A 10,481-nucleotide genomic window follows, 5' to 3' on the forward strand; every position below is an offset into this window, starting at 1 on the left:
CGGATGCTTCGGCATCCGGGCCTTCGTCGTCCCTGGCCGCCCCGCCCCCTAACGATCCCTATGCAGCCCCCTATGATCCCCCGGTGAGCCCCCGCAAGCGTCGGGGTGGCCCCCGATGCCGTGCGAGCGCCTGAGTTCCAAACTCTTACTACGAGCCGCTTCCGGCACTCTCATCGAACAGAGGAATCATCATGGCTGCACAAGACAACCTGAATGTACTCGGCGCTCAGTGGAACCTGGGTCTCGAAGACATCGGGAACACGAATGTCGAAGACAACATGGTTGTCGCCGACAACGAGGTGGGCAACACCAACACCAGTGTTGAAGACAACAACGTCGGCAACACCGCGACCAATATCGAAGACAACAACGTCGGCAACACCGCGACGAACGTCGAAGACAACAACGTCGGCAACAACGTCGACAGCAACGTCGGCAACGACCAGTCAGACACGAACTCGCACAACGACAACGACGACTTCTCCGACACGCACTCCAACAACGACAACTCGGCCTACCAGGACTCGATCAACGACTCCTTCCAGGTCAATGACTCGTTCCAGGACAACTCGGTCGAGGACTCCGCGAACGACTTCTCGGTCAACGCAGGCATCCGCCAGTACGACACCGGCTTCAACGACCTCAACGCGGTCAACGTGGGCGGTGCTGGCGCAGGAGCTGGCGCGCTCGCCGGCGGCGGCGACCTCGACCTCGACAACCGCACGACCATCAGCGACCAGTCCGTGAACCAGAACATCACGACCTCGTCCGGCAGTGGTGGTGCAGCGATCGCCGTCGGTGGGGATTCCGACGGTGGCTGGGGCGGACCGGCGTTCTCCGGTGCTGCAGGTGGAGACACCGGCAACGGCGGCGACGGAGCAGCTGATGGCGGAACCGGCGTCGGTGTCGGTGGTCTCGGTATCGGAGTCGGAGTCGGCGGCGACGCTGAAGCCGACGGCGGCAGCACCCAGGGTGCCGGCGACGCCGGTTCGCTTGCAGACGGTGGCAGCGCAGACGGCGGCAATGCCGGTCACGCGGCAGCTGCCGGTGGCGACTCCTCGGGCGGCAACGTCTCGCAGTACTTCGGCCAGAGCAGCAACGTCGCCTCGGGTGACCAGTCTGTGGCTGCCGGTGACGACGTCGACATCGATAACATCGACACCGACATCACCGTCGGCGACATCAACATCGGCAACGAGTACTTCGACAACTCCTTCAACGACGACTTCTCCGACAGGTTGGAGATCAACGACTCGTTCCAGGACAACTCGATCAACGACTACACCGATAACCTGTCGATCGAGGACTCCTTCCAGGACAACTCGCTCGAAGTTGACGTTGATGTCGACAACGCGAACGTCGGAAGCCCCTTCGGCGACGCGAACGAGTTCGACGCCTTCTAAGTCGATTTCTCGTCACTGCCCGGCCGTCCTTGGGGACGGCCGGGCAGACCAGTACACTCCGAAGTATCTGCCCCCACGGAAAGCGTGATCCCATGTCTGGTGACGTCGTCAGCTTGTTCGGCGAACCGTCCGATGACGGCGATCAGACGAACCTTGACATCTCCGGTGCGAACATGTTCATCGAAGAGATCGAGAACATCAACGCCTCTGACTGGGATATCGACAGCGATCAGCTGTGGGGCGACGTCGGAGAAGACGCAGCCATCGATGTCGGCGATGGCGCCTTCGATTCTGATTTTCCGACCTGAGCGGGGTCTGGCGGCGAACGTCGTTCGTGCATACGCTAGGAGAAAACCTGGGAAACAGGCCTCTGGAGCTGGGGAGTTCACGTGCCTGAAGAAAACATTGGTGCCGTCGTGCCTATCGTCGACGTCCTGCGCGGAGTCGGCGATCTTGCCGCGTCTACGGGACGCACCGACCTCGCTGAACGGCTGGAGCAGACACAGGCGCGATTGCGCGACCCCGGTGTCCGCGTCATCGTGGTCGGCGAGTTCAAACAGGGCAAGAGCAAACTCATCAACGCCCTCGTCTCGGCCCCGGTGTGCCCCGTCGACGATGATGTGGCCACCAGTGTGCCGATGTCGGTCGGCTACGCTGACCAGGCCGCAGCCTGGGTGCACCAGCGGCAGGAGGCCGAAGGCCGACGCTCGGCGAAGCCGGCTGTCGATCGGGTGCCGATCGCCCTGGAAGATCTTCCCCAGTACGTTTCGGAGCACGGTAACCCCGCCAACGAGCGAGGCGTCGTCTCGGCTGAGGTGGTGTTGCCGCGAGAGATCCTTCGCGGCGGACTACAGCTGGTCGACTCACCCGGTGTGGGCGGTCTCGATTCGGCGAACGCGCTGGCGACGCTGTCGGCGCTGTCGACGGCACACGCTGTTCTTCTTGTCTCGGATGCATCGCAGGAGTACACCGAACCCGAGGTGCAGTTCCTCAAGCACGCCATGCGGGTATCGCCGAACGTCGCGGCCGTGCTGGCGAAGACCGACCTGTACCCCGAGTGGCGTGAGGTGCAGCAGATCGACAAGGGACATCTCGAAGACGTCGGTGATGTGCCGATCTTCTCGGTTTCCAGCGACCTGAGGCTGCTCGCCGCTGAGCTGCAAGACAGAGATCTCAATGACGAATCCGGGTTTCCGGCTCTCGTCGCTCACCTGCGCCGCGAGGTGCTCGGTCGTGCCGAGGTGATTCACGAGCGCGGTGCCGTGCATGACCTGATCTCGATCGTCGAGCAGCTGACGATGTCGTTGCGTACGGAGTTGAACGCACTGCAGAATCCGCAGGACACCCCGCGCATGATCGCCGAACTCGAGACGGCGAAGGCCAAGGCCGATGAGTTCCGCGGTCGTTCCGCGCGATGGCAGGTGACTCTGACCGACGGCATCACCGATCTCATCGCCGATATGGAGCATGACCTGCGCGACCGACTGCGCACGGTGCAGCGCGAGGCCGAGAAGGCCATCGAAGAGGGCGACCCCGGCCCGATCTGGGATCAGATCAGCGAGTGGATCGACCAGCGATCTGCCGCGGCCGTGGCCGAGACCTTCGTCTGGACGGATGAGCGCTCACGCTGGCTGTCGGAAGAGGTCGCCGATCTGTTCAGCGAGGGCGAGTCAGACATCCCCGCGATCGACGTGGGCAGCACCGAGGGGGTGCTCGACCCGGTCGAGCCGATCTCAGGCATCGACTCGGGACGGATGGGCGCCGGCGAGAAGATCTATATCGGTGTGCGCGGGTCGTACGGCGGTGTGCTCATGGTCGGTCTGGCGACGGGCCTCATCGGCATGGCGCTGATCAACCCGCTGTCCCTGCTGGCCGGTGTGCTCGTGGGGCGTCGCGCCTTCCGTGAGGACATGAGTGCGCGTCTCGCCCGCCGCCAGCAGGAGGCGAAGCTGCACGTGCGCCGCTACATCGACGAGGTCATCTTCCAGGTCGGCAAGCAGCTGAAAGATCGTCTTCGTCTCGTGCAGCGCACAGCGCGCGATCATTTCGGCTCCATGGCAGAAGAGCTGCACCGCTCGTTGAGCGAGGCGCTCAATTCGGCCAAGCTCGCCGCGACGAACTACACGTCCTCGCGCGATGAGCGCGTGGTCGCGCTGCAGGACAAGATCGCCCAGCTCGAGCGCATCCGTGTCTCCATTCCCGAGTTGCCGCCGGCGCCCGCCAGGCGCAGCCTGCCGAAACCCGAGGGTGCTCGCGCGGGAGCGGCCCGATGAGCGCCAGCGTGGGCGTCATAGCGGATGCGGATGCCGTGCTGCAATCGGCGGCGGCCGTCTACCACCGCGACGCCCGGGCGCTCGCCGTCATCGATGAGTTGCGCACGCGCCTGCATGAGCCGCTGAGACTCGCGATCGCCGGCATGGTGAAGGCCGGCAAGTCGACGCTCCTCAATGCCATGCTCGGCGAGCAGATCGCCCCCACCGACACGGGGGAGTGCACGCGCGTAGTCACCTGGTACCGCTACAGCGCGACGCCGACCGTCACGATGCATCCGCACAAGGGCGCACCGCGTCGGATGCCGATCCGTCGTGAGCACGGACGGCTCGTGTTGAGCCTCGACGGGCTCACCGCAGACGAGGTCGACTGGATCGACGTCGGCTGGCCGCTCGAAGGGCTGAAGTCGGTGATCCTGATCGACACCCCCGGAATCGGTTCGCTCTCGGGAGACACCTCGGCGCGGACCGAGAGATTCCTCACCCCCGAGACCTCACCATCGGCCGCGGATGCCGTCGTCTACCTGATGCGGCACGTGCACGGCGCTGACGTGCACTTCCTCGAAGCGTTCCGCGATACCGCTGCCGGAGCGGCGCAGAGCGTGTGTGCGGTGAGTGTGCTCTCGCGGGCAGATGAGATCGGCTCCGGGCGCATCGACTCGCTGCTCTCCGCGGGCAAGGTGGCCCGGCGCTACGAGAATGACGGTGACCTGGCGTCTCTCGTGCTGCGGGTGATTCCCGTGGCCGGTCTTCTCGCCGAGGGCGCCCGCACGCTGCGTGAGAGCGAGTACATCGCGCTGCGCGAGCTGGCCGGGCTCCAACGCACCGACCGTGAGCGGTTGCTGGTCTCCGCTGATCGGTTCGTGCGGCCATCGGAGACCACGACGCTCAGCACGGATGTACGCGAAGATCTCCTCACGCGCTTCGGGATCTTCGGCATCCGCCTGGCGACAGCTCTCATCCGCGGTGGTGCGCGCAGTTCGTCTGCGCTGTCTGAGCAGATGGTTCAGCAGAGCGGACTCATCGAGCTGCAGGAGTTCGTGGCCGCGCAGTTCCATACGCGCGCGGCGACGTTGAAGGCGCGTGGCGTGCTGCTGCGGCTGCAGCAGCTGCTGCGTGATCGCCCCCGCGACGGTCTCGATGAGGTGCACGCCGGGATCGAGCGCATCGAAGCAGGAGCCCACACATTGCGCGAGCTGTCGCTGCTTGCTGTGGCTCGTTCGAACGGCCTACCGATTTCCGCGACGGATGCCGAAGATGCCCAGCGCATCGTCGGAGCAGACGGTACAGCCGTGCACCTGCGTCTCGGACTGCCGGAAGACGCAGCCGGTGACCTGGTCGGTGCCACCGTGACGAAGAAGATCGAGCACTGGCGGCGTACAGTGCAGTCGCCTCTCACAGACCGCGCAGCAGTCGGCGTGTGCCGAGTCGTGCTGCGCAGTCTGGACGAGATCGCATCAGAAGTCGGTGTTGGACGGAGCCTCAGGCCCGCGCCGGATGTCATGCTGGCGGGCGGTCCAGGCGATGGCCTGGGGCATCACGCTGCACAGCAGGGCGAGAAGCACGAGGGCGGCCTGCGCGGCAAGAAGAAGAGAAAGCGGTTCGCCGCGCTTCCCCAGCGCCACCCACTCGGGTGACAGCGGAACAAGCAGCACCTGCATCACGAAGGTGGCGAACTGCCACCAGCGGATGTTCGGGCGCCGGCCCATGAATGACACGAGCAACGTGATCTGGGTCAGCAGGAGAGCGACCACGAGAGCGAACACGACCCAGAACACGATGTCGGCGGCCGCCGTGTAGGTGGCATCGTCGCGGCCCTCGGTGACCCCGCGAGCGACGTCGGCGATCAACGGCAGCAGCTCTTCGCGGATGACGAAGAAGTACACCGCCGTGAAGCCGCCGACGGCGAACGACAGGATCCACAGAAACTGGCTCAGCCGCACCGAGAAGGGAGGCGGAACCTTGACGAGCACCGGTGCGGCGCTGACGCCGCGAACGGGCGGCCGCACCGGTGCTTCACGCTTCGGCGGTCCCGGCGTGCCGGGAGCGGGGTTGGTCTGAATGGTCACGGTTCCTCAACCGGCTCCTCGATCATCGGCTCGTCCATCACGGTGCCGGCGGCGTCGGACTCGTAGGAGTCGTCGGCCGTGGCGGTCATGTCGGATTCGAGCACGTCGGCCGGCTCCTCCACCGCGGCAGACGCCGGGGCCGGGGCAGGCTCCGGCGCGGGCGCAGCCTCGACCGTGCTGTCGGCGACGTTGCTGTCGTCGACGACGACGTCGACATCCGTGGAGTTGTCCTGGAACGAGTCGTCCACAACGGCGTTGGTGGACGCGTCGCCTGTCGAATTGTCCTGGAAGGAGTCGTCGACGGTCGTGGTGTCGGAGTTGTCCTGATTGAACGAGTCGTTGTACTCGTCGTTGCCGATCGAGACATCACCCGTGGTGATATCGGTATCGGAGTTGACGATGCTGGCGTCATCTCCGGCGGCGACGGATTCGTCACCCGAGGCGACGACGGCTTCTTGATCGAAGAGCTGGGTGACATCGCCGCCCTCGGTCCAGATGTTCTGGTTCACCGACTGGTCGACGATGGTCGAGCGGGCATCGACGGTCGTGAACTGGTTCACCAGATTGACGATCTCGCGAACCACCGGATCGACCGGGTCCGGGGGAGTCGGGTCGGGGTCGGGGCTCGGGGGCTTGGGCGTCACCGACGGATGATCCACCACGACAGGGGCGACTGCGCGCACATCTGCGACACAGGCGCCCTGAAGCCCTGCACCGTGCATCGCCGGCCCCGGGTCAGCCTCGAACTCCTCTGCCGCCTCCGGATCGTGCAACAGACTCAGGATGAAGGCGATCAGCGCGTCTGCGATGGTCGCTACCGGTGTGCTCATGAGGTTCCCTCTCCGCCTTGCTTGAACATTGATCTGCTCCGGGGATACCCAGGAGCGTACGCCGCGAGGACCTGGGTGGGCATCGGGGGTGACCCCGATAGATCACTGGCCCCCTAGGGGGATGTATCCGCATCTTTCGGGTATGCCCGGGCAGGGGCCGCTGGCGCCGATTGTGCCCCGAGCAGATGCCGGAGTTTCGCGATCACTTCGGAGCGCGAAGTCGCTCCCAATCGACGACGAATATGGGCGATGTGATGCTCTGCCGTGCGCGGCGAGATGAAGATCGTCTCACCGATCTCGGCGTAGGTCTTGCCTTCGACGACCAGCCGGGCGACTTCGATCTCGCGCTCGCTGAGCACGGCCTCCGCCGGGGTCGCATCGCCGGGATGGTCGTCGGCGTGACGTACAGCCGCCGCGGCAGCGGCGGCCCGGCGGGACCCGTCGATCGGGTGCAGCTCACGCGCGCACGCGAGCAGTCGAGCCGAGATCTTGCGGTCGTCGGCTCTCGCGGCGCCGTGGCCGGCGAGCCGCGCGGCGTCCCACATGAGCCCGATCGAGGCGAGGCCGCGCGCGGCCTTCTCGATCGCATCGGCGTCGACGGTGCCGCCGAGAACCGAGGTCCACACACGCCCCGCTTTGGCCATCGTCGCAGCGATCCGACTGCCTTCTGACGCATCGACGAGAGCTTTCGCGTGGCCGCGGATCGATTCGGCTGTGCCTCGCAGGATGCCGTTCTGGATGCCGGCCCAACGCAGGTGCGCTGACCACAGGACGGGGCTTCCGAGCGCCTCGGTGATCTCCAACGCCCGTGCGAACTGTGGCTGGATGCGTTCGGTGTCACCGACGCGCGATGCGGAACTGATCAACTCAGCCAGCGGATGCAGCAGGTACAGGTCGACGTCGACACGCAGCAGGCTCGCACGGGCCTGACGCCACGCCGACTCCAGACCGGCGGCATCGTCGTAACGCCGGGCGATCGCGACGTCGACGGCGTGGGCGAGCAGGGTGTCGCGCGGCGAGAGAGCGGCTGTGAGGTCTCCCGCTTCGGCGAGGGCCGCGCGCGCCTCAGCGGGCTGCGCACGCTGCACGGCGATCCAGGCGCGCCACAGCAGCAGGCGCGGCCGTGCCCACGGGCCGCCCTGAGAGCCCGCGATGGCGTTGTCGATCACGGACGATGCGGTAGCGAGGCCGCCGAGGTTGAGCGCGACAATCGCCGCGATCACGGCGGGAAGCTCGGGGATGCCGTCGGCCGTGCCCGCGGTCGTGAACATCTCTGAGGCCCGCACCAGGTCGGCCAGCGCGCCTTCGGCATCACCGGTCGTCACCGATGTCTCAAGCCCGCGCCGCAGCAGGCTCATCGAGACGCCGAGCACGGAGGGGGCGGCGCTGCTGTCGCTCGGCGTTGATGTCCCGACCGCGTCGCTGGCACCGCACCCGACGGCCGCGACAGCAGCGCGGGTGGCCGAGATCGCGTTCGAGACGGGCGTGGCGCGATAGGTTGCGCACGCCTGATCCATCATCCCGCGTGCCGACCAGATCGCCGCCGCGGTGTCGACGGTGAGCTCGTCGTGCTGGCCGGCGGACTGTTCGATGAGAGCGCTCGCCGCGTCGAGATCGCCTGCCGCCCAGGCCGCCTGCGCGCGGCGACCGACCAGCGCAGCGGCGTCCACACCGGAACGCACCGCGGCTGTGTACAGCTCGCTCGCGCGAGCGGGGTCGCTGTCGCGCATCCGGTCGGCGTGACGGGAGAGGGCGTCACCGAGTTCGCGGTCGTGCAGCAGACCGATCCAGGTCTGGTGGCCGACGTCGCCGTTCGCAGCCGAGTGCGCGAGACTCGCTGCGAGGTCTCCGCTCAGCTCGACGAGACGCTGTACGGCGATGGTGGCGTGCACGGCCGAGCGCACGAGCGGGACAGGTTGCCCGTTTCGCAGCAGCAGCCCTTCGGCGTAGCCGGCAGCGCTCGCACCGAACGCCCGGGGTTCGTCGCTCGGCAGCGAGCGCCCCGGCGGGGCGATACAGATCTGCTCGATGTCGCGCCGCAGCCGCGCATCGATCGTGTCGAGGCGATGGGCGATGTGCTGTTCGATCATCCCGCGCAGCTCGCGGTGGTCGCCGCCCTCGCAGTCGCGGTCGTCATGCGCGGCCAGCGCCTCGGCGACGAGCCACGAGCTTCCCCCGGTCATCTCGAGAATGCTCGTGAGGCAGGTCGGCTGCAGGTAGAGGTCGTGCTGCTCGAGGTAGCTGAGCACATCGGATCGTGCGAGGTGGCCGAGTACGATCGCCGGTCTGCTTCGTTCGAGAGCCCGCACGATATCGATGACCGCGGCCGTCCACGTCGAGGGGCGGACCGCGGCGATGAGCGCGGCATCCGCGTTCTCCGCGCGATCGCGCACCTGGGCGAGCTGTGCAGCGCTGAGGCGGTCGAGATCGTCGACCAGCAGCACCTGGCCCTGCGCGGTGCGCGAGATGTTCGTCGAACCCGCTGCAGTGACGACGTCGTGGCCGCTTTCGACCAGCACCGTGTGCAGGTGCCGCAGCGTCGACGATTTTCCTGAACCGGCGTTGCCGACGAGCACGGCGCGCGGTGTGCGCTCGGCGGCTGCGTCGATAACCGAGCGGATCTGGTGCATCCAGAGGAACGGCACCTCATCGGCCTGCGGCGAGCGGCGTGCCTGGTACGGCTCGATGGCGGTGGGCGCATTGGCGAGAATGGTCATGATCTGAGTCAGCTCACGTGGTCGGCTCGGGCGTGGGGCCGCCAGAAGGCTCGGGCACCGGCGCGGGCTCTGGGGCCGCAGCGGGCGGATCAGCCGACGCCGAAGCGGGCGTCGGCGCCTCATCGGCCGGCGGGGTGGACTCTGCCGGCGGCGTCGTCGGCGCCGGTTTCGTCGCTGGCGGCGGGTCTGTCGCCGGCGTGGTTGACGGAGGCGTCGTGCCGCCGGACGGGGCCGGCTCGGAGGGGGGCGGGTCGGATGCCTCGGCCGGTGTTGCGGTGCCTGCGGCGGGCGTGTCGTCGGTCGGCTGTGCGGGCGCCGGTGGGTCGGTCTTGCCAGCCGGAGTGGAGTCGACGGGTGTGTTCGTGCTGTTCGACCGCGTGGAATCCGCAGCCGTTTCGTCAGCGGGTGGACCGGAAGGCTCCACCTTCGGCCCTGCCTTGTGCTTGCGCGGCGGCGTGGCTGCCGCATCGTGTGGATCACGCGCGGCGTTCGCATGCGTGGTGTGACGCTCAGCCGTGGATGAGTCGCGAGGCAGCGTGCGCTCCTGCGAGGCGTTACGGGTCGAGGCGCGCTCGGTGGTCGTCGTCGCCGCGTCCGAATCGGAAGGCGAGGCCGACGCCGGGGGAGGCGACGTCGACCCCGCCGGTATCAACGGCGCCACGATCTCTGCCGCCCTGTCGGCGATGGGGCCGAAGTAGTCGGGCCAGCGCGCCCCCGCGGCCGTGGTGTTGCTGAACACGATCGCAAACGCGATGAAGGCTGCGGCCGTGGTGAGGAGGATCGGCGACTTCGGCCACCACGAGCGCCCGGATTCCGGCCGCAGCACGCGCAGCTTCCCCGCGCTCGCGCCCGTCGGGACAAGATCTGATCCGGCGGCGCTCGCATCCTCCACAGCGACCAGCGCGGTGTCGGGGGAGAGCCCCTCTTCTAGACGGTCGAGGGCGATGCGAGCTGCGCCGAGGGCGACGGCGGCCTTCGGATCGCTGTCCGCGACGAGCGGCAGGTCGAACCTCTCCGACAGACGCTGTGCGATGAGCGGGATCCGCGATGACCCGCCCGTGAGCAGGATCGCTTCGAGACGCGACGGCTGGATGCCGACCGATTCGATCGCGAGATCGAGGGCGTCGAGTGTCTTGTCCAGCGGCTCGTCGATCAGCGACTCGAACTCCGAGCGGTTGATGCGCACGGTCGC

The 10,481-nt window shown here is 67.2% G+C and carries 7 protein-coding genes; 4 read left to right on the forward strand and 3 right to left on the reverse strand.

Annotated features, from left to right (window positions below; genetic code table 11):
* Positions 1–191 precede the first annotated feature (191 nt).
* The 4 genes from Q1J95_RS10860 (at position 192) to Q1J95_RS10875 (ending at position 5,310) form a co-directional block, all read left to right on the forward strand.
* On the forward strand, positions 192–1,403 hold the full coding sequence (locus tag Q1J95_RS10860; RefSeq protein ID WP_300267531.1) for a hypothetical protein: 1,212 nt from the start codon (positions 192–194) through the stop codon (positions 1,401–1,403).
* 92 nt (positions 1,404–1,495) lie between these two features.
* Positions 1,496–1,711 (forward strand): hypothetical protein, encoded by a 216-nt coding sequence (locus Q1J95_RS10865; RefSeq protein ID WP_300267532.1) that lies wholly within the window; start codon positions 1,496–1,498, stop codon positions 1,709–1,711.
* A gap of 81 nt (positions 1,712–1,792) precedes the next feature.
* The gene (locus tag Q1J95_RS10870) at positions 1,793–3,676 is read left to right on the forward strand and encodes a dynamin family protein (protein WP_300267533.1); all 1,884 of its coding nucleotides are present in this window, start codon (positions 1,793–1,795) and stop codon (positions 3,674–3,676) included.
* Entirely contained in the window at positions 3,673–5,310 is a 1,638-nt protein-coding gene (locus Q1J95_RS10875) for a dynamin family protein (protein WP_300267534.1), read from the forward strand. Before Q1J95_RS10870 ends, Q1J95_RS10875 begins: the two co-directional genes overlap by 4 nt.
* A gap of 428 nt (positions 5,311–5,738) precedes the next feature.
* On the opposite strand, the gene Q1J95_RS10880 is transcribed toward Q1J95_RS10875, so the two are convergent.
* The 3 genes from Q1J95_RS10880 to Q1J95_RS10890 form a co-directional block, all read right to left on the reverse strand.
* Positions 5,739–6,572, reverse strand: a complete 834-nt coding sequence (locus tag Q1J95_RS10880; RefSeq protein ID WP_300267535.1) for an IniB N-terminal domain-containing protein — start codon at positions 6,570–6,572, stop codon at positions 5,739–5,741.
* A gap of 113 nt (positions 6,573–6,685) precedes the next feature.
* On the reverse strand, positions 6,686–9,289 hold the full coding sequence (locus Q1J95_RS10885) for a LuxR family transcriptional regulator (RefSeq protein WP_300267536.1): 2,604 nt from the start codon (positions 9,287–9,289) through the stop codon (positions 6,686–6,688).
* Positions 9,290–9,302: 13 nt separating this feature from the next.
* The coding region (locus Q1J95_RS10890; protein WP_300267537.1) for an Hsp70 family protein at positions 9,303–10,481 on the reverse strand (1,179 nt) is incomplete at its 5' end.

This window comes from Microbacterium sp. (assembly GCF_029263575.1).
Taxonomy (GTDB): domain Bacteria; phylum Actinomycetota; class Actinomycetes; order Actinomycetales; family Microbacteriaceae; genus Microbacterium.

Excerpts from the sequence above, each read along its gene's own strand:
- Q1J95_RS10885 (WP_300267536.1), bottom strand. The coding sequence starts at position 9,289 with ATGACCATTCTCGCCAATGCGCCCACCGCCATCGAGCCGTACCAGGCA.
- Q1J95_RS10875 (WP_300267534.1), top strand. The coding sequence starts at position 3,673 with ATGAGCGCCAGCGTGGGCGTCATAGCGGATGCGGATGCCGTGCTGCAA.
- Q1J95_RS10880 (WP_300267535.1), bottom strand. The coding sequence starts at position 6,572 with ATGAGCACACCGGTAGCGACCATCGCAGACGCGCTGATCGCCTTCATC.
- Q1J95_RS10865 (WP_300267532.1), top strand. The coding sequence starts at position 1,496 with ATGTCTGGTGACGTCGTCAGCTTGTTCGGCGAACCGTCCGATGACGGC.
- Q1J95_RS10860 (WP_300267531.1), top strand. The coding sequence starts at position 192 with ATGGCTGCACAAGACAACCTGAATGTACTCGGCGCTCAGTGGAACCTG.